13 protein-coding genes are annotated in these 20,167 nt (G+C 42.1%); 8 read left to right on the top strand and 5 right to left on the bottom strand.

Going from position 1 to position 20,167, the window contains the following annotated elements:
• Positions 1–1,256 (top strand): sodium:solute symporter family transporter (locus tag ACFOWS_RS11085; RefSeq protein ID WP_379764465.1); only part of this gene is annotated, 1,256 nt, incomplete at its 5' end.
• Positions 1,257–1,481: 225 nt separating this feature from the next.
• On the opposite strand, the gene ACFOWS_RS11080 is transcribed toward ACFOWS_RS11085, so the two are convergent.
• From ACFOWS_RS11080 to nirB, 5 genes are read right to left on the bottom strand one after another with little or no spacing between them, the layout of a single operon-like run.
• Positions 1,482–1,859, bottom strand: a complete 378-nt coding sequence (locus ACFOWS_RS11080; protein WP_379764463.1) for a DUF7009 family protein — start codon at positions 1,857–1,859, stop codon at positions 1,482–1,484.
• A gap of 15 nt (positions 1,860–1,874) precedes the next feature.
• Positions 1,875–3,710 carry a PAS domain-containing sensor histidine kinase gene (locus tag ACFOWS_RS11075; protein ID WP_379764461.1) on the bottom strand — a complete coding sequence of 612 codons (1,836 nt, stop codon included), beginning with the start codon at positions 3,708–3,710 and terminating at the stop codon, positions 1,875–1,877.
• Between the two features lie 17 nt (positions 3,711–3,727).
• Positions 3,728–4,321 carry a DUF4202 domain-containing protein gene (locus ACFOWS_RS11070; protein WP_379764459.1) on the bottom strand — a complete coding sequence of 198 codons (594 nt, stop codon included), beginning with the start codon at positions 4,319–4,321 and terminating at the stop codon, positions 3,728–3,730.
• A 20-nt stretch (positions 4,322–4,341) separates the two neighbouring features.
• Entirely contained in the window at positions 4,342–4,719 is a 378-nt protein-coding gene (nirD, locus tag ACFOWS_RS11065; protein ID WP_379764457.1) for a nitrite reductase small subunit NirD, read from the bottom strand.
• A gap of 11 nt (positions 4,720–4,730) precedes the next feature.
• Positions 4,731–7,250, bottom strand: a complete 2,520-nt coding sequence (gene nirB / locus ACFOWS_RS11060; RefSeq protein WP_379764455.1) for a nitrite reductase large subunit NirB — start codon at positions 7,248–7,250, stop codon at positions 4,731–4,733.
• Between the two features lie 137 nt (positions 7,251–7,387).
• On the opposite strand from nirB, the gene cobA reads away from it, so the two are divergent.
• The 7 genes from cobA (at position 7,388) to ACFOWS_RS11025 (ending at position 19,946) form a co-directional block, all read left to right on the top strand.
• Positions 7,388–8,149 carry a uroporphyrinogen-III C-methyltransferase gene (gene cobA, locus ACFOWS_RS11055; RefSeq protein ID WP_379764453.1) on the top strand — a complete coding sequence of 254 codons (762 nt, stop codon included), beginning with the start codon at positions 7,388–7,390 and terminating at the stop codon, positions 8,147–8,149.
• 191 nt (positions 8,150–8,340) lie between these two features.
• Positions 8,341–9,744 carry an MFS transporter gene (locus tag ACFOWS_RS11050; protein ID WP_379764451.1) on the top strand — a complete coding sequence of 468 codons (1,404 nt, stop codon included), beginning with the start codon at positions 8,341–8,343 and terminating at the stop codon, positions 9,742–9,744.
• Positions 9,745–9,786: 42 nt separating this feature from the next.
• On the top strand, positions 9,787–11,079 hold the full coding sequence (locus ACFOWS_RS11045) for an alginate export family protein (RefSeq protein ID WP_379764449.1): 1,293 nt from the start codon (positions 9,787–9,789) through the stop codon (positions 11,077–11,079).
• A gap of 104 nt (positions 11,080–11,183) precedes the next feature.
• Positions 11,184–11,870, top strand: a complete 687-nt coding sequence (locus ACFOWS_RS11040) for a response regulator transcription factor (RefSeq protein WP_379764447.1) — start codon at positions 11,184–11,186, stop codon at positions 11,868–11,870.
• A 131-nt stretch (positions 11,871–12,001) separates the two neighbouring features.
• A complete protein-coding gene (locus ACFOWS_RS11035; protein WP_379764445.1) occupies positions 12,002–15,535 on the top strand; it encodes a molybdopterin-dependent oxidoreductase in 3,534 nt (1,177 codons plus the stop codon).
• A 4-nt stretch (positions 15,536–15,539) separates the two neighbouring features.
• Positions 15,540–16,976, top strand: a complete 1,437-nt coding sequence (locus tag ACFOWS_RS11030; RefSeq protein WP_379764443.1) for a rubredoxin — start codon at positions 15,540–15,542, stop codon at positions 16,974–16,976.
• A gap of 231 nt (positions 16,977–17,207) precedes the next feature.
• Positions 17,208–19,946, top strand: a complete 2,739-nt coding sequence (locus tag ACFOWS_RS11025) for a helix-turn-helix and ligand-binding sensor domain-containing protein (RefSeq protein ID WP_379764441.1) — start codon at positions 17,208–17,210, stop codon at positions 19,944–19,946.
• Positions 19,947–20,167: the final 221 nt, after the last annotated feature.

The raw sequence follows: 20,167 nt of genomic DNA, 5'->3' as shown, positions 1-20,167 counted from the left end.
TTTTTGTGAACCTCACCTCTGTACTGTACCTGGGCGGATTGGCCCTGGAGACCATTTTGGGGGTCAATATGATCTACGCCATCATTGGCTTGGGGCTCTTCGCGGCGGCCTATTCCCTCTACGGTGGATTGGCGGCGGTGGCCTGGACGGACATCATACAGGTGGTGTTCCTGGTCCTTGGGGGTCTGGTGACGACCTATTCGGCCCTGGACACGGTGTCCGGTGGTGCGGGGGTGATGGCAGGGCTCGGAACTGTCTTCGAGACCGTTCCGGGACATTTTGACATGATCTTGGACAAAACCAACCCGGAATATGTGAACCTGCCCGGTATCGGGGTGCTTGTAGGGGGACTTTGGGTGGCCAATCTGTATTACTGGGGGTTCAACCAGTATATCATACAGCGTACGCTGGCGGCCAAGTCCCTGAAGGAGTCCCAAAAGGGGATCTTGTTCGCCGCTTTGTTGAAATTGGTTATCCCGCTCATCGTTGTGATCCCGGGGATCGCGGCCTATGTCATTGTCAATGATCCAAGCCTATTATCGGGACTGGGGGAGCAGGGACTTGCCAATATCCCTTCCTCTGGAGCTTCCGATAAGGCATACCCTTGGTTGATGCAGTTCTTGCCCACGGGGCTGAAAGGGGTGGCCATTGCGGCCCTGGCGGCGGCCATTGTGTCCTCACTGGCCTCCATGTTGAACTCCACCTCCACCATTTTCACCATGGACATCTACAAACAGCACATCAATGAAAGCGCAAACAATAGGAAGCTTGTTGGGGTAGGCCGGCTTTCAGCGGCGGTGGCCCTGGCAATAGCCATGGTCGTGGCACCTCTTTTGGGGGGATTGGACCAGGCCTTTCAATTTATCCAGGAATATACCGGAGTGGTGAGCCCTGGTATCTTAGCTGTGTTCTTGTTGGGACTTTTTTGGAAGAAGACCACCAACCGGGGCGCCATCATCGGGGTGTTGGCCTCCATGCCCGTGGCCATGTTCTTCAAAGTGGGGCCCAAGGGATGGGCGGACGGAAGTGCACTTGAATCCCTATTTCCATCCCTACCGTGGATGGACCAAATGGGCCTGACCTGTTTGATCACCATGGCGGTCATTATGCTGACCAGTTATGTGCAAACCAATGGAAAGGATGACCCCAAGGGCATTGAGCTTAAAAAGGATACCTTCAGGACCGGACCGCTTTTCAACATAGGGGCATTTGCGATCATGGTGATACTGACGGTGATCTATGCGCTGTTTTGGTAAGGAACATGGACGATTCACGGGCTTCAATATAAATGATGTCAATCGGGAAAGCTATTTTTCCAAGATTGGTAAACTCAATCTTAACATCAATGACAAACAATGGATTGATTGGATACGATGTCAAATCTATTAATTTGGCATCTTCATCACCAATACTTATAACTTTAGGATAGGTAGGGGTTAACTATTGACGAAACAACTAATCTAACCGATATGTGGACAAAATTATTTGGGGTTTTTATCCGCCAAAGGATTGGGATAGTTGTCAGACTGGTCCTCAACCGTTTCATCAAGACAGACAAAATCTTTTTCAACCAAAAGAAAAAGTTGTTTTCCGTTGGTCAAATCTACTACACTTTGGTACCCAACCCTATCAGATGTGGCCCAGGTTGTCCTTTCTTCGTCCGGAAGGTATAGGGTAATAGTGTTGTTTTCAAACGACGCTGCAAGTGAGGTAGCATCCTTTTTGGCCTTTAGGACATAAGTAAATCGAGAATTGCCAAAATCCGTTGTTTCCTTGTAAGAGCCCTCTTTACAAAAGGTCTCAACCTCTGTCTTTGTCAACCGGTACCGTATAGAATTTCCCTTTATCCGTATCTTCATGGCTTTAGTTCTAATTTACTGTTCAACCTCTTGTTTTGTTTCACAAAGATTGTAATTTATTGTAACGCGTGTTCCCTCTCCAGGAGTTGAATTGATAAAAAGCCTTCCATTGATATAGCTTATTCGTTCTTTCATAAAAAACACGCCCATTCCACCATCGCTGGTATTTTTCGGGCGCTTTTCCAAAATGGACGGATCAAACCCTTTTCCATCATCATCAATAACCACGCTCAATAAATTATTTTTAAGGTTAATGGTCACCAAAATATAATTGGCATCCGCATATTTTATGGCGTTGTTCACCGCTTCTTGGGTGACCCTATAAATATTGGTCTCTGCCAAAGAGTCAAAACGGGTATTCTCTTCTGCTTTGTTTTCAAACAGGATGTTTTTACCTGTAAGTTTACTCAATTCCGTGGTCATTTTATGCAGGGCAGGAAAAATGCCATGGTCCCCGAGTTCTGGTGGGGTAAGGTTAAAAGTGGCCGTTCTAACCCCTTTTATCAAGTCTGAAGTTAGGTCTTTTAAATACTCAATTTTTTCTTTGGTCTTTTGTTTGTTCGTTAGGTTGATGGATTCAATATTAAAACGTAGGGCCGTCAGCATTTGGCCTATTCCATCATGAATGTCCTTGGCAATTCGTTTACGTTCTTCCTCTTGGCTCTCAACGATTAAACCAGCCTGAACCTGTTTCTGCTTCACGCGCTCTTCATAATTTTGAAGCGTGAGTTGTTCCACCTTTTTCTGATTCTGCATGCGTTCGGTAATATCGGAACACAGCAGGAGAATACTTTGTTTTTTGTTGGACGGATGGATAGGGATGATGGAAATATCCAACCATAACTTTTTACCGCTTTTGGTGGTTATTTCAATTTCCTCCGATCTTATATTTTTTCGGGGTTTGGTCAGAATTTCGCTAAGGTATTGCTGTTGCCCGTCATCTGTGGTCAGGAGCTCGGGAAGGTGGGTGTTGGGAGCAATTTTTGGTTCTTCAAGAAGTGTAAGGAACTTTTTACTGATAAAAACAACCGAACCATCACTCCTGGCACTGGCAAACAGGGCCGCATTGTCTATCACAAAGTTCAGCTCCTTTAATTCTTGAAGCGATTTTTCCTTTTCCTCGAATATTTTCTTGATTTCCTGAGCATCTTGATCGGATTTTAATTTGCTTTTAACCAAGTCACGGATGGTTTCCCTGATCTGTATGGACAAAGGCCTAAAAATGAAGAGTACTTCCAAAAACAAAATCAACAGTGAAAAGGCCAATAGGAGGTATTCCTTTACCTTTAAATTTTGTAATTGTTCCTTGCTGATGGTATCGTATGCATTTACGATAGTGTCCATTTTTTCTAGAAAAGGCCCTTCATTGGCCAGTAAAATGTTAAGTTGATTTTCATTTTTCAAGGAATCCGGAGCTGCCAGCATGGACTCAACGGCATTGACCATGGTATTATGGTATGAAGAGAGTTCGTTGAAATGTTGCAGTATGGTCGTATTGTCCTCTTTGGGAAGTCCAATGCTGTCGTTTCCATTTTGAAGTCCATCGTGCGAAACTTTCCAAATGGCAAGGGTGTTTCCCAATCTTTGTAAAAGCTCTTCCCGTTGTAATTCGGTAAGATGATTGGAGTGTAGCAACATGGCCTCTTTCACCAGCTTTTGACTGTAAGCTCTCTGTCTTCCCGCAACATTTATCACCCTAGAGTCATCCAATTGATCATTAAGGTGTCTTTGGATTAAAATTTGGGCAATAACAATGGTAAGGGCAATAGCAGCAAGGGCGAGAAGATACCATTTTCGTATCCGTAAAAATGTGGATACATCCAAAGTCTGTTGTTGGTTATTTCTGCCCATTTTCAGGTACGTACTGTTTAGTGATCGGATAGTGCTTTAGATACCAATGCCAGGCCTTTTTTTGAAAATGATAGTTTTAGTGCCGCATCGTGTCCTTTGGCTGACATTTTTTTCCAGGTCTTTTGTAAGATGGAGATCATTTTATCATCATCGTGCTTTACTAGGAAAGGCTCGTAGTAATATTTTAAAAATACCAAACAGATCACATCCTCCAGGGTTTGGGTCTCTTCATCCTTCTTCAGTTGCTTTTTCAACAACAAAAAACTCACCCGATCTATGGTTTCTTGATCATAACCTACCTGTGCTAATAGAGCACTTGCTTTTTCCGCATGAAATTTTTTTAGATCCTGACGCCATTTTAAGTAGCCTACACGGTTCATTTCGTAGCTCTCCCTTGGAATTTCCCAACGACAAATGTGCTGGCAACGGGCGGTGAGCTGCAATGCTTCGGAAGCTTTGGGCTCAAACTGGTTCAGTATATCCGTCATGCGTTGTGCATATAAAAGTTCTTTTGCATATTCCTTGCCTTCAACAACTTCTTTATTGGGGTCTTGTGCATTAGCTGCATCAAACAGTTTGAATGCTTCCAGAAGCTTTTTGGATTTGTCCATTACTCTCGATTTCTCTAAAGCTATTCAGAAAAACCAATATACACAAAGCCATTATCCACTTTAACCGGAAAAGTAGCTATGGGAGGCAAATCTCCATTGAGATTTTCACCGTTTTCCAGCGAAAATGTTTTTTTGTGCATGGGGCAGGCTACTTTTGCTATTCCGTCTGCATCACCAATCATGCCGCGGCTTAGGACCATTTCCATTTTGTGCGGGCAGAGGTTTTGGCAGGCATACCATGCGTTCTTCCGTTTAAAATTGTATATGGCAATTTGTTTATTGTGATATTTAACACAGGCGCCTCCATTTTCAGGAATGTCTTCCACTTTGCAGGCTTTGAACCATACTGAAACGTTGTTGGGGTCTACTGCGGTATAGAGCGATGCTATTGATTCCATAGTTGATTGATTTAATTGGTCCAGGCTTCTGGCATTTTTTGTTCACGCATGGGGACAAAAACCATATTGTCGTCCCGTTCGTCGGTATTTACAAAATGTGAGAAGCGTTTTTTGATTTCTTCATTTTCCACAGCTTGTTTCCATTCGCATTCATATTTATCCACTAAGGACTGCATTTCCACTTCCAGCTCTTCGGCGATGTTCAAGCTATCGTCCACCACAATCTTTTTCAGTTGTTCTATGCCGCCTTCCAATTTCTCCAACCACGCTGCGGTACGCATTAGCGGTGCTGCTGTACGGATGTAGTACATTAAAAAACGGTCCAAATATTTGATGACGGTTTCATTGTCTATTTGCTCCGCAAGCAAAAGCGCATGTTTTGGTGTGGCACCACCATTTCCACAGACATAAAGGTTCCAACCCCCTTCAACGGCAATTACACCAAAATCTTTGCCCCGTGCCTCAGCACATTCGCGAATACAACCTGATACGCCCCCTTTTAGTTTGTGCGGTGATCGCAAACCTTTGTAACGGTCTTCCAGCTCAATGGCAAAACTTACGCTTTCATCCATTCCATATCGACACCACGTGGAACCTACGCAGCTTTTTACAGTACGCAGCGATTTTCCATAGGCATGGCCACTTTCAAAACCGGCGTCGATTAATTTTTTCCAGATGGCGGGAAGGTCGTTCAATTCGGCTCCAAACAGATCTATACGCTGTCCACCCGTAATTTTGGTGTACAGATTATATTCTTTGGCCACTTCTCCAATGACTATCAATTTCTCCGGAGTGATTTCTCCACCGGATATTCGGGGAACCACTGAATATGAGCCATTTCTTTGAATGTTGGCCAAGAACCGATCGTTGGAATCTTGAATAACTTCCTCTTTGTTGGCGGTATCATTATATATGGTGGCAAATATGGATGCCAGTGCGGGTTTGCAGACCTCACATCCATCTCCTTTTCCACATGCATCAAGAGCTTCGTCGTAGGTGGTAATTTTTTTGACCTTAATAATGCCATACAACTCTTGACGGGTGTACTCAAAATGTTCGCAAATAACATCTTTTACTTCTTTACCCAAGGATTTAAGGGTCTCGTTGACCAAATCGGTCACCATGGGTTTGCATCCTCCACACCCTGTGGTGGCTTTCGTAAGACCGACCACATCTTTTAGTGAATTACATTTACCTTCAATAATGGAACTGCAGATATCTCCTTTGCTGATGCTCTCACAGGAACAGATTTGTGCGGTATCCGGTAAATCCATGGCACTGCCAAAAGCAGAACCGCCTTCTCCGCGTGAACCCACAATCAATTCCTCTGCATTGTCGGGCAAGGGCATATTGTTCAGGTACATTTGGTGCAAAATGTTATAGTCATTTGCATCCCCAACCAAAATACCGCCCAGCAGGGTTTTGCCATCGTGGCTCACATTGATACGTTTATAGAGAAATTTGGTTTTGTTCTCAAAAATGATAGAAAGTCCTTTATCTGCCGGCATATAGGGTGTTCCAAAACTGGCCACATCAACGCCCATTAATTTTAGTTTGGTAGACATGTCAATTTCTTCAGGCATAATGACCTCTGGGCTTCCTAAAATCTGGTTTACGGCCACATCGGCCATTTCATAGCCAGGAGCTACCAAACCGTATATCATATGGTTGTAAAGGGCTACCTCTCCAATGGCATAGATATCTTTCTCGGAGGTTTCCATTTTGTTGTTCACCACAATGCCACCACGCGTGCCCATTTTCAGACCACAGGTTTTTCCAAGCTCGTCCCTTGGACGTATTCCTGCGGAAATAATGAGCATGTCAACATCAAGTTGGTCATCCTCACCAAAATCCATTCCCTCAATAACTTGGTCACCAAGGATTTGGTTGGTCGCTTTTCCTAAATGCACATGCATCCCCATGGACTCCAATTTTAATTGAAGTACATTACTGCTACGGGCATCCAATTGTCGGGGCATTAATTTTGGGGCAAATTCCACTACGTGGGCTTCCAATCCCATATCCAAAACAGCTTTCCCTGCTTCAAGCCCCAATAGACCTCCACCGAGAATGGCAGCACGACCATTGGGCTTTATAGCTTTTATTTGGGCAGCATATGAAAGCATATCTTCTAAGTCCTCAATGGTTCGGTAAACAAAGACGCCTTCTTTTTCAACTCCTTTTATAGGGGGGACAAAAGGCACTGAGCCAGTGGCGAGCACTAAATGGTCATAGGAATAGGATTTACCCGAAATAGTCCGTACTTGTTTAGTTTCAGTTAGGATGTCAGTTATTCGCTCCCCAGTAATCAGGTCAATATTGTTCTTTTGGTACCATGAAGATGGAGCAAGCTCCAAGGCCTTGGCATCTTGATTTTCAAAATATTCGCTGAGATGGACTCTATCATAAGCTGGTCTCGGCTCCTCTCCGAAGACCAAAAGATTGAATGCTGCACTGGCGGGGTGCGCTCTGAATTTCTCACAGAACTTGTATCCAACCATTCCGTTTCCAACTACGATTACAGTTTTCATATGCGATAGATTTGAAATATGAACCAAAACTAAGTATTATTACTTAATCAACTACTGATTTTTTGAAAATAATTACGTATTCTTGTTGAGAAATTGATAAAATGTGCTTTGAAAAACCGTAATAATAACATGTAATTATGAGAGCAAGAGTAAGTTTGGTGGGGGCAGGCCCTGGTAGTATAAACCTGATAACCGTAAGGGGATCGAGGGTGTTGCAGTCTGCTGACGCAGTTTTGTATGATGCTTTAGTTAGTGAAGAGTTGATTCAGCAAGTGTCTGCGAACATACCTAAAATATACGTAGGCAAACGCTGCGGTAAACACAGCTACTCGCAAGAAGAAATTAATACGTTAATAGTGAAAAGTGCTTTTGCCTATGGGCACGTGGTGCGGTTAAAGGGTGGCGATCCTTTCGTTTTTGGGCGAGCTTCAGAAGAAGTGGAGTATGCCGAATCTTTCGGTTTGCCTGTTGATATTGTACCGGGGATTACTAGTGCCATCTCCGTGCCGGCAAGTCAGGGTATACCGGTAACCAAACGTGGAGTAAGTAGTAGTTTCTGGGTGCTCACCGCTACCACTAAATGCCATAATCTATCCAAAGATTTTGAGTTAGCAATGCAATCATCCGCAACTGTACTAATATTGATGGGAGTACGTAAAATAAGGGCTATAGCAAAGTTGGCGGCGCAATACAGAGGAGAATCATCACCGATAGCTGTCATTCAAAATGGAACGTTGCTCAATGAAACTTGTTTCGTAGGAACTTTAAAGGAGGTTAATGAAATTTCTGCACAACTGGATATTTCGCAACCAGGTATAATAGTAATAGGAGATGTCGTAGCCGACCATCCTGCATTCTTTGAAGAAGCTATACAAAGGGTTGTGAATATGGATTTCTGATAAGGGCATAATAATTTAGGCTTACCGACTTTTATCTGATTCGCAATAAAAGCATGTTCATTTTAAACATGCTTTATTTTTTGTATTAACGTCATAGGATTTCATTAAAAATACGTATTTCACTTCATATAATACGTATAAATACTTAAAAATACGTAGTTTTGACGCTGTAACCTAAAAACATACGTAACATGAAAGCCACAACACTCAACCTTTTAGATGTAAAAAGTGTCCCGATCAGAACTTTCTGGATTACCTCAATTGCTTTTTTTACATGCTTTTTTGCTTGGTTTGGAATTGTACCATTTATGCCTGATGTGGTAAAGGACTTAGGTCTTACGCCGGCCCAAAAATGGAATTCTATCATCTTGGCGGTAACGGGTACTGTCTTTGCGAGATTACTCATTGGAAAACTATGCGATAAGTATGGCCCAAGACTTTGCTATACTTGGTTGCTTATTATTGGTGCAGTTCCCGTTATACTCATTGGTTTTGTTCAGACGCCTTTACAGTTTTTGATTTGTAGGTTGTTTATCGGTTTTATTGGAGCCTCTTTTGTAATCACCCAATTTCACACCTCTATCATGTTTGGGCCGAATATTGTGGGTACTGCGAACGCCACATCTGCAGGATGGGGAAATCTGGGTGGTGGAGCTAATAGGCTTGGGATGCCTTTGATAGCTGCGGCTGTTGTTAGTTTTGGAGTGGCCGAGGAGATTGCTTGGCGCTATTCCATGGTTATCGCAGGGGTCATTTGTTTTTCAATGGGGCTCGTATACTACTTTTTTACCACGGATACTCCAAAAGGTAACTTTTCGGAGTTGAGGAAAACAGGAAACATGCCAGTTTTGAAAAAGGATAAAGTGTCATTTGCCAGTACACTCAAAGATTATAGAGTTTGGATTCTATTTATAGTGTATGCTGCCTGCTTTGGCATGGAACTCACTGTTTATGGTACTATGGATGATTACCTTCAGAACACATTTGGACTGAAGCGGAGCACTGCTGGAAACATTGTACTTTCATTCGCATTGATGAACATTTTCGCGAGAACCTTGGGTGGATTTTTTGGTGACCGTTTTGGCAGATTAAAGGGTCTTAGAGGTAGGGTCATTTTCCTGACTGCCATTTTGATGGCCGAAGGACTCATGCTGTCCATATTTTCACTGACCACGAGTTTGGCCGTAGGAATTTTATTCTTGGTCGCTTTTAGCCTTACGGTACAAATGGCGGAAGGGGCCACCTTTTCTGTTGTTCCTTTTATCAATAAAAAGGCGATTGGTTCAATCTCTGGTATTGTAGGTGCTGGAGGCAATGTTGGGGCCTTTTTGGCCGCCTTGCTTTTAAAGTCCAAATCAGCGGTAGCCGAAAGTGCTGCTCTCAAGGCCAACGCTTCGCTTGGTGAGGAGGCTATGAAATCGGCACAAGCCATAGCTGCTTCCGAAGCTGTTTCGGGCGGCTACTTCATAATCGGAATTTTTGTGGTGGTTACCGCACTTTCATCCTTGGCCATCAAATTTTCTACGGCAGATGAGGAAGAGGTGTTGCAGGAAATGAAAGGGGAGCTTAAACTTTCTTCCGTGAACGCAGATTAGGAAAGACCAGACATTCACTCACACTCTTTTTAAACATTAAATATGGATTCTATAAAAAAGAATACACTGGCATTGCTATGTCTACTGGCAGCTAAAGTTGCTTTTGCTCAGCTTACCATTGATGGTCAGTTTAGGCCAAGAACCGAATACAGGAATGGCTTTGGCAGTTTAATTTCGGACACCACTGAACCCGGTCTGGCAACTTCAACCAAGGCCCGTTTAAACGTGGATTACAAATCAAACTTGTATCAATTCTACCTTAGCCTTCAAGATGTTATGGTCTGGGGAGAGAACAGACAAATTCTTCCAGATGATCAAAATGACTCTTTTGCAGTGTTTGAAGCCTGGGCAGAACTTCAACTAGGTTCAGGTTGGTCTACCAAATTGGGAAGACAGGTCCTTTCCTACGATGACCAGCGCATTCTTGGAGGACTGGATTGGGCGCAACAGGGAAGAAATCATGATGCTGCAATGATCAAATATTCCAAAGACAATTTTATGCTTGATTTTGCCTTTGCCTATAATCAAGATTTTGACAATCCCAATGGGTTTCAATCTGAGGGCAATGCCTATAACACAACGGGATTTTTCAGTTACAAGACTATGCAAATGCTATATCTAAAACAGAAATGGGAAAGTTGGACCGCTAGCTTGGTGTTGTTGAACAATGGATTCCAAAACTTTGATGATGAAACCAATCAAGATGGATTAAGCAATTTGCAAACCTTTGGGACACATTTGACTTATAAAAAAGGAAGTTTTGGATTGGCGGCGAATGCATTCCTTCAGACTGGGGAGCGCCAAGGAGAACTGGGTGTGAAAGGTGCTTATTTATTAGGGCTGGATGTTAGCTATAAAGCTTCCAGAGCAATTGGATTGGGTGCCGGACTGGAAATTATAAGCGGGAATGATGGACAAACAGCAGCTGAAACCAATGCCTTTTTTCCTTTGTACGGAACCAACCACAAATTTAATGGCTTTATGGATTATTTCTATGTGGGCAACCATGCCAATTCCATTGGATTGTTCGATATCCATGCCAGTGCCAATATAAAATTAGGTGAGAAGTCGAGCTTGTTGGCAAGGGTTTTGAATTTTAAAGGAGAACAGGATTTACCCAGTGGGGAAAATGCTTTGGGAACTGAGATCGATTTGGTCTTTTCCCAGGGCTTTAATGGATATGCCCTAAAAGTCGGATATTCACACCTATTCCCCGCGGACGGTATGTATGAACTCAAGGGTGTTGCTGAGGCCGATGCGTCAAGCACCCAAAATTGGGCGTGGGTCATGCTTACGATCAAACCTAAACTTTTTACCACAGCCAAAACAGATTAGCAAAATTTAAGTTTTTGAGTTTACTTTTTAAAGGACATCCCATTTTAAATTGGGTGTCCTTTATTTCATTTAAGGTATTTCAATAATTCGATTATTTTTGTGCTATGCACGATTCGGGATTGAACAAAACCATATCAATTGTCTTGGCCGATGACCATTCACTCGTCCGCGACGGTATCCGGGCATTGCTGGAGGAAGAACCAGACCTGGATGTAATCGGTGAAGTGGCCAATGGATTGGAGGCCATTAAAATGGTGGATGAAAAGATTCCCGATATTTTGATTATTGACATCAGAATGCCTGAACTTGGGGGCATAGAAACCGTTGAACGCTTGAATGCCGCTTCTGATTTAAAAACAAAGTGCATCATACTTTCCATGCATGACTCCGAAGAATATATCCTTAAATCTGTACAGGCGGGAGCTAGTGGTTATCTGTTAAAAGATACCGGTAAAACCGAATTTGTAAAGGCCATACATATGGTTCATGAAGGCGGTAAGTATTTTAGTGGGGATATTTCCAATGTATTGGTGAACAACTTGTTTGGTTCACCAAAGAATCAAGAAAACCATTCACATAAAGAGAGGCAAAACAATCCATTTGATCTTACCAATAAAGAGCTTCAAGTATTGGAATTGGTTTTGGCAGGATTCACCAACAAGGAAATCTCGGAGAAACTACAGAACAGCAAACGCACCATTGAAACCCATCGCTTTAATCTTATGAAGAAGATGAAAGTGAAGAATCTCATTGATCTTTCCAAAACTGCAGCTAAATATAATCTGATCTAGATTACATATTTATAACTTTTTGGGCCAATTATTACAAATCCTTCGATTTTAACCAACACTTTTACCAATTTAACACTACGTATTAGTACGTAATTTTCTAACTTCACCCCTACAACAAATGTGCTATTTCAATGCAGAAAAAGGATACATACAATACCATTTGTTCCTATTGTGGGGTTGGTTGTGGCATTACAGTATCAAAGGATACAAAGGGCATGTTGTCTGTTGAAGGAGATGAAGACTATCCGGTAAACAAGGGCATGCTATGCTCAAAGGGCAAGACGTTAAACTACGTTGCCCAAGATACTTCAGATAGAATACTTTATCCCGAAATGCGTTGGAGTCGGAACCACCCAAAGCAGCGGGTCACTTGGGATACAGCCCTAAAACGCGCCGCTGCTGTTTTTAAAAGTATTATGGACCGTCACGGCCCAGATAGTGTGGGCTTCTACGTTTCCGGTCAATGCCTTACAGAAGAATATTATTTGGCCAATAAATTGACCAAGGGCTTTCTGGGAACAAATAATATCGATACCAACTCAAGACTTTGTATGAGTTCTGCGGTGGTAGGCTATAAAAAGACGGTTGGCAATGATGCGGTTCCTATTGCCTATGCCGATATTGAATTGGCGGATTGTTTTTTGATTGCGGGTGCCAATCCCGCTTGGTGTCATCCTATTCTGTTCCGCCGTATTGAAAAACACAAAGAGGAGAATCCAAAGGTGAAGATTATTGTGGTAGACCCGCGAAAAACACAAACCTGCGCCTTGGCAGACCAGCATCTACAAATATTGCCTGGGACCGATGTTATTCTGTTCAATGCCATTGCGCGTTGGCTCATCGAAAAGAAAAAAATCAATACATCCTTCATACAAAAGCACACCTCCAATTTTGATGCCTGTAAGCAAATGGCCTTCGAGTTGACCATCCGTCAAGCTGCTGAAAAATGTGGTATTACGCCTGGTGAGATACGAACTGCTGCAAAGTATATTGCCGATGCTAAAGGTTTCATCAGTATGTGGACTATGGGATTGAATCAGAGTGTCATTGGAGTGGATAAAAACCTATCCCTGTTCAATCTATCCCTATTGACAGGGCAAATCGGCAAGCCTGGTTCTGGTCCTTTCTCATTAACTGGGCAGCCGAATGCCATGGGAGGCAGGGAAGTAGGAGGAATGGCGAGTTTATTGGCAGCCCACCGAGATTTGGGAAATCCTAAACATAGACAGGAAGTACAGGAATTCTGGGGAGGAAAGGAAATAAAAGGGGAGCCTGGTCTTACGGCAACGGAAATGTTCAATGCCCTTGAATCCGGTAAAATGAAGGCGGTTTGGATTATTTGTACCAATCCCATTGTGAGCTTACCGAATGCAAAAAAAGTGGAACGTGCTCTGGAAAAAGCCAGTTTTGTGATCGTACAGGACATTTCTCACAATTCTGAGACTACAAAATATGCGGATTTGTTGTTACCTGCAGCAGGATGGCTGGAAAAAGAGGGCACCATGACCAATTCTGAGCGACGTATAAGTTATCTGCCCAAGGTAATTGACCCTCCTGGTGAGGCTTTGCCAGATGCGGAAATCTTATGGCGATTCGCACAAGAAATGGGATATCATGGGTTTGACTATAAAAATGCTTCTGAGGTTTACGATGAATATTGTTTGATGACCAAGGGAACCAACATTGATATTTCCGGTCTTTCGTATAGACGATTGCAAACGGAAGGGAGTTTTCAATGGCCAGTGCCTACACCAGACCATAAGGGTACACCCAGACTATTTCAAGACCATCGTTATTTTACCGCGAACGGTAAGGCCCATTTTAACGCGCCCCAACAATTATATAACAAATCGGAAGCACCAACACCTGAATTTCCTCTGGTTTTGAACACTGGAAGGGTGCGTGATCAATGGCATACCCGCACAAAGACTGGGAAGGTGAAGCGTTTGCTGACCCATATTCCAGCCCCTTTTCTTGAAATGAACAAAGTAGATGCCTATTTGCGTAACCTTAGGGATGGTGATATCGCCGTGGTAAAGAGTCGGCGTGGGAGTGTTCGGGTAAAGGTAAAGGTTAATTACGACATTCGGGAGCGGGTCGTTTTTTTGCCTATGCATTGGGGTAAAGTCTTAAATGATGATTTCAGTCGAGCCAATAACCTTACCAATGACATTGTGGATCCCATTTCAAAGGAACCCGATTTTAAATATTGTGCGGTCCAGGTTGAAAAGTACAAAAAAGCAAAGCAAAAGATAGTCATTGTTGGTGCGGGTGCGGCCGCATATCGTTTTATTCAGACCTATCGCGAGAAGAATAGGGAAGATGAGTTCCATGTCTTTTCAAAAGAAGAGCATCCGTTCTATAATCGTGTTTTGTTGCCAGAATATGTTAATGAAGAGTTGTCTTGGGAATCCCTACAAAAATTGAAACAGGGTGAATTGGAAAAGCTTAGGGTCAATCTGTATCCCAAAAATGGTATTCAAAAAATCTATGCTCAAGAAAAGAAGGTTGTAGATGACCTTGGGTACGTGCATTCGTATGATTTATTGATTATGGCAACGGGAAGCCGTGCTTTTGTACCAAATGAAGTTCGAATGGATTTGCCGGGAAGGTTCACCATGCGGGAACGCGGCGATGCGGACCGTTTAAAACAGTACTTATTGGATACGGGACTCCCGGCCAATCAACAGCACGTGGTCATTGTTGGTGGTGGTTTGCTTGGACTTGAACTGGCAGCCGCACTAAAGAAAATCAATATTAACATTAGTATTGTTCAGAGGGCCCCTAGACTTATGGAGCGCCAGTTGGACCCAATTTCAAGTAGATTGTTGGCAGAAGATGTTTCCGAAAGAGGCATACAATTGTTCTTTGACAATGAAGTAAGTACCGTGTTTGAGGACAAAGAATCCCAGTTTACGCTTTCGGTCAACCTTAAAACGGGCCGAAACTTGAGGTGCAACGCCATTGTCTACGCCATTGGCACCAGACCCAACATCTCCTTGGCACAAGATGCCGGTCTCGACACAAGGAGAGGGGTTTTGGTCAATCCCTATTTAAAAACGAGCGACCCATCCATTTTTGCATTGGGCGAAATAGCCGAATTTGAAAATGCACTGTATGGCATCACTTCGGCGGCGGAACAACAGGCCGATGTGGCTGCTAATTACATTTTGGGAGATCTAAGCAGTATTTATCAAGGTTCCGTACTGATGAATATCTTGAAGTTTGAAAATTTGGATTTGTGCAGTATAGGCATGGTCAACGTACCAAAGAATGACCCAACCTATGAAGAGATTCTGTTAATGGACGTTAGCAAACGGTTCTATAAGAAGTGCATTGTGAAGGATGATACCCTCAAAGGCGCCATATTAATGGGGGATAAAAATGAATTTGCCGAATTCAAACGGCTTATTGAAGAAGAAATAGAGCTTTCCGAGAAACGGAACGAGCTACTTCGAGGGGCATCCAATACTGAACCCATGAAGGGTAATCTGATTTGTTCCTGCAGTCAAGTAGGTGATGGAAACATAAAGGATGCCATAGCGGGAGGGTGCACGGATTTTGCCCAACTGTGTTCCCAAACAGGAGCTGGTCTGGGCTGCGGAAGTTGCAAACCAGAGGTACAGGCATTATTAAAGGGGGAGTTAAAAACAGTAATGGCATAGATTGATGAATGATGACTTAAATAGGATACTGATCAAGGGTGGAATTACCTCCCCGGGAGAACTCAAAGACATAATTACTATGCTTGAGGCTGCTGGACTGACCGAGGTGTACTTCGGGTCACGCCAGGACTTACTCTTCCCACTGGAGAATTTGAGAAAGGACCAGCTTGAGAATATTTCAAAATATAGCACAGATGTTATTTCGGACAGGACCTTTCAAAATATTGTTTGCTCCTACGTTTCCGTAGATATTTTTGATACCACCCACTGGCTCAAGGGGTCTACATACCTCTACCTTTTGGAACAGTTTGATTTTTTGCCCAAACTTAAAATTAATATTACCGACCCCAAACAGCGGTTGGTACCCATATTTAATGGCAATCTCAATTTTGTGGCCTCAGAACAGGAAGATTATTGGTATTTGAATGTTCGTTTGCCACATTGGAAAACAAGTGCCTACTATCCGGTTTTGGTTTATAGCTGGGATATTGTTCACTTATGCAGGGCTATTGAAGAAGTGTTCCACACCATGGATAACATCGACCAATTGTTTGCTATTTTAAACCAAGGCCTCAACACCAACAATAAGGCCATGGATAAAAAGTTGGCAGTTCCTTTTCTGACATTTCCATATTATGAAGGGATGAACAAGATGGGGATTGATCAATATTGGTTGGGGCTATACTGGAGAAATAATAGGTACAACCTGGATTTTCTAAAGGCAATGTGTGGATTTTGTCTGGATAACAGTATTGGAAAGATTTGCATTACGCCATGGAAATCATTTATCATAAAAGGAATTCCCAAGGAGAGTCGCCCAGAATTGGAGCGGTTTCTCGGGCAAAGAGGTATCAATGTTAGACATTCGCAATTGGAGATGAACTGGCATTTACCCGTTGATGACCAAGAAGCGTTGGAACTTAAAAAATATTTGGTCAATAATTTTGATCAAAACGACATCAGCACATATGGCCTCACCTTTGGTATTAGTAATGATGTAGGCAAGCAATCGCATTTTTCTTCCATTGTAATTGAAAGAAATCCTATATCCACCTTAGTGGCAGAATATGATGCCAAACCAACCTACAATGTTTGTCATTTTAAGGAATTTGATCCCAACACAGCGCAGTATTTGGTTTATGCCCAAGATGTGGACAAAAAAGAGCTGCCAAACCTCCTTATCGAATTAAGTAAGCATTACTTTTTGCAATTGGGGCAACAATCCGAAAAGAAAGGCAAAAAATTGGAGGCGGTGAAACCCATATCCAATACAGTGCACCAATGCCGCAATTGCTTAACGATATATGATGAAGCTATGGGAGAACCACAATCCAACATAGACAAGAATACAAAGTTTGAGGATTTACCAGAAGAATACACCTGTTTGGTGTGTGGGGCAGAAAAAACAACGTTTAAATTGGTCGAAATAGCCATGGCCTAGAGTGGTCAACAAATGAAGTCGCAGTGTAAATGAATATTTTTTGGTCCTGCCCACTTCCTGAAAATCTAAATCCATGCCAAAAAGATTAATAAGGGCTAATAAATTCCCTCGCACGATTACTCTGTTTTTTTAGTGTTATAAATCCTCGATTGTTTTTCTTTGGGGCCAGTTTTGTATATTGAATAGTACAAATGATTTTTTTTGGGCAACAAACGGGTAAATATCTTTTTTATGCTTTTTAGGATAATAGTACTGCTCATCCCCTTATGGTTAAGTGGCCAAAACCTATTACCTCCTATTTATAATTATCGGCTTTTGGAATACAAAGGAGCCAGCAAAAATTGGGATTTGTCTGTAAATGCCAATGGTGAGTTATTTGTGGCCAATAACAAAGGGTTGTTGCATTTTAATGGAGAACAGTGGACCCTGAATAAACTGCCAAACAATACCATTATTAGGTCGGTTGAATCCATAGGGGATAGGATATATACAGGTTCCTATGAAGAATTCGGGTATTGGAGGAAAAATCAGTTCGGGGAACTTGAGTACACCTCACTAACACAACTTATTAAGGATCATGAATTCACCAGTGAGGAGTTCTGGGAAATTCTACCTGCAAAGAACAATGTTCTGTTTAGATCATTCTCATCCATTTATAGTTATGATGGCAGCAGTATAAAAGTGTTAGATCCACCACAGGTCATTTCTGATTTCATCGAGTTTAATGATAAAATCATTGTGGCAGGTGGATTGAGCGGACTTTTTGAACTCAGAAATGATACACTTGTCCCATTACCAAATCAAGAGCTTCTACAAGGAAAAACGGTGACCGATATGGTGGTGTTCAAGGGTAAGCTTTTGGTCGGTACTAAGTTAAGCGGTTGTTACCTTTTTGATGGTCGGCGTTTACAATCCTGGATTCCGCGAATAAATGAAGAGCTTAAACTTCATCAATTAAATAAAATCCTTCTTTTGGGCGATGATGAAATTGGTTTTGGCACCATTAAAAATGGAATGTACCTTTTCAATACCAATACGGACTCGTACCAAGTTTTGAATCGCGAATCGGGACTTCAGAACAATACAGTTCTTTCCATGTTGCTTTTTAACGACCACCTGTGGTTAGGTCTTGATAATGGAATTGCACGGGCAAAACTCAATAATTCGATCATGTACTACACCGACTATTCCGGTACTTTAGGAATGGTCTATGATATGGTAGACCACAATGGCAGGCTTTATTTAGGAAGTAATACAGGTGTTTTCTATTTTGAGGATAATACATTAAAATTTGTAAACGGGTCCCAAGGTCATGTTTGGGACTTGGCTGAGATTGAGGGTGATCTGCTATGCGGTCATAATACGGGCACATACAAAGTTGGTGAAAATGGATTTCAATTACTCACTTCACAATCGGGCGGGTACCAAATAATAAAAGTGCCTGATCAGAATGCAACGTATATCCAAGGTACGTACAATGGGTTGATGAAGTTTAAAAAACAACCCAACGGACAATGGGAGATTACACGGATAAGGGGCATTGACTTTCCTGTAAAGCACCTATCCTTTGAAACTCCTAATATTCTGTGGGCTGCCCACCCGTACAAAGGATTTTACAGAATTCATTTAGCGGATAATTATGAAGAGGTTGAACAAACACAAAGATTTGATCAAGATAGTGCTCCCAGTGAATACAACGTAAAAGTGTTCAACATTAAAAACCAGATGGTGTTTTCGAGCGAGGGAAAATGGTACAAGTACAACCCCATTGGAGACCGAATTATTCCGTTTGAGGAATTTTCAGATTATGAAAACAAGGAATTGTTGTTTTTTGATGACAGTCATTTTTGGTTTGTTGATGGCGAGGGTAGAAAATCAATTATCTATACTGATTTAAAGAGCGATAGCTTGATGATTACAGATTTACCCCTACGGGAACGATTGATTCCAGATTCCCAACGGGTCATTAAAATGAATGATTCCACCTCTTACATCACACTCAGTGACGGCTTTGCCAAGGTTGATGATTTAAGGCTGCAAGGTCAGACCAACCAACATGCACTTCCAATTCCGGATGTTACGGTGCTTAGGGATGAAAAAAACACCTATTCTGCAAATGGCACAGTTAGGATTCCCTATAACAATGCAGAATCCATTATCATTGAGGCATCCTGTCCAGAAATCATCCAATCACGCTACTTTTATGAATTGGAAGGTCCAAAAGAGTATTCCGAATATGCCGAAAATGGATTTATAAATTTCCAGAACCTCCCACACGGTGAGTATACGTTTAAAGTATCTACTGCAGGTATGGACAACAGAATCTCTGAACCCAACATCATTTATTTTGAGATTGCCCCACCTTGGTATCTTTCAACGGTTAGTATGATATTTTACGGCATCTGTGCAATTTTAGTGGTTTTCGCGATACGGCAGTACAACCGAAGAAAGTTTATGCGAAAGCAAAAGGAGTTGCAGGAACAGATGGAAAAAGAACAGCAAGAACGCTTTTCGCAATTGGAAAAGGAAAAACTGGCCAAAGAAGTCAAGTTAAAACAGAATGAGCTGGCCAGTACAACCCTTAACATCGCCAAAAAGAACGAGATGATTTTGGAGCTTAAGAATATGCTTCTTATGAACAAGGACAAGTTTTCCAACTCCCAACGCTATAGATCATTTATCAAAAAACTGAACAAATCCATTCAAGATACGGAGGACTGGAAGCGATTTGAAGTGAACTTCAAGGAGCTGCACGAAGACTTCTTTGAAAGACTTTTAAAAGAATACCCCTCGCTGACTCCTAAGGATCTAAAACTTTGTGCATACCTTAAAATGAACTTGTCAACCAAGGAAATCGCGCCCTTAATGGCCATATCCGTTAGGGGTGTGGAAATACATCGGTATAGACTTCGTAAAAAGCTTGATATGGACAGTTCAGATAACCTCTCCAATTTCCTAATTACCTTTTAGTGGTATTGTTGTAACAAATTCCAAGCTTGTTTCGGCTTAATTTCAACTACATCATCACTACATCACTATGTTAAATTTTTTTACATCAAACTGAGGTGGTGCTACTGCAAATCAAGCGAAACAAGGCATTCTAAGCGGTATTTCAATGATGTATTTATTATGTAATGGTACATCGGGCGAGGGATTACACTCTTTATTAATTTAGTAAAAATCTAACTCAA

It is taken from the genome of Flagellimonas marina (assembly GCF_042651185.1).
Classification (GTDB): Bacteria; Bacteroidota; Bacteroidia; order Flavobacteriales; family Flavobacteriaceae; genus Flagellimonas; species Flagellimonas marina.
Note: the sequence above shows the minus strand (reverse complement) of the source record. Positions and strands in the feature narration are given on the sequence as shown.

What these genes read in the sequence shown, in the direction of transcription:
- ACFOWS_RS11080 (WP_379764463.1), bottom strand. Translation starts at nt 1,859, where the DNA reads ATGAAGATACGGATAAAGGGAAATTCTATACGGTACCGGTTGACAAAG.
- ACFOWS_RS11050 (WP_379764451.1), top strand. Translation starts at nt 8,341, where the DNA reads ATGAAAGCCACAACACTCAACCTTTTAGATGTAAAAAGTGTCCCGATC.
- ACFOWS_RS11025 (WP_379764441.1), top strand. Translation starts at nt 17,208, where the DNA reads ATGCTTTTTAGGATAATAGTACTGCTCATCCCCTTATGGTTAAGTGGC.
- ACFOWS_RS11040 (WP_379764447.1), top strand. Translation starts at nt 11,184, where the DNA reads ATGCACGATTCGGGATTGAACAAAACCATATCAATTGTCTTGGCCGAT.
- nirD (WP_379764457.1), bottom strand. Translation starts at nt 4,719, where the DNA reads ATGGAATCAATAGCATCGCTCTATACCGCAGTAGACCCCAACAACGTT.
- ACFOWS_RS11070 (WP_379764459.1), bottom strand. Translation starts at nt 4,321, where the DNA reads ATGGACAAATCCAAAAAGCTTCTGGAAGCATTCAAACTGTTTGATGCA.
- cobA (WP_379764453.1), top strand. Translation starts at nt 7,388, where the DNA reads ATGAGAGCAAGAGTAAGTTTGGTGGGGGCAGGCCCTGGTAGTATAAAC.
- nirB (WP_379764455.1), bottom strand. Translation starts at nt 7,250, where the DNA reads ATGAAAACTGTAATCGTAGTTGGAAACGGAATGGTTGGATACAAGTTC.
- ACFOWS_RS11045 (WP_379764449.1), top strand. Translation starts at nt 9,787, where the DNA reads ATGGATTCTATAAAAAAGAATACACTGGCATTGCTATGTCTACTGGCA.
- ACFOWS_RS11075 (WP_379764461.1), bottom strand. Translation starts at nt 3,710, where the DNA reads ATGGGCAGAAATAACCAACAACAGACTTTGGATGTATCCACATTTTTA.
- ACFOWS_RS11030 (WP_379764443.1), top strand. Translation starts at nt 15,540, where the DNA reads ATGAATGATGACTTAAATAGGATACTGATCAAGGGTGGAATTACCTCC.
- ACFOWS_RS11035 (WP_379764445.1), top strand. Translation starts at nt 12,002, where the DNA reads ATGCAGAAAAAGGATACATACAATACCATTTGTTCCTATTGTGGGGTT.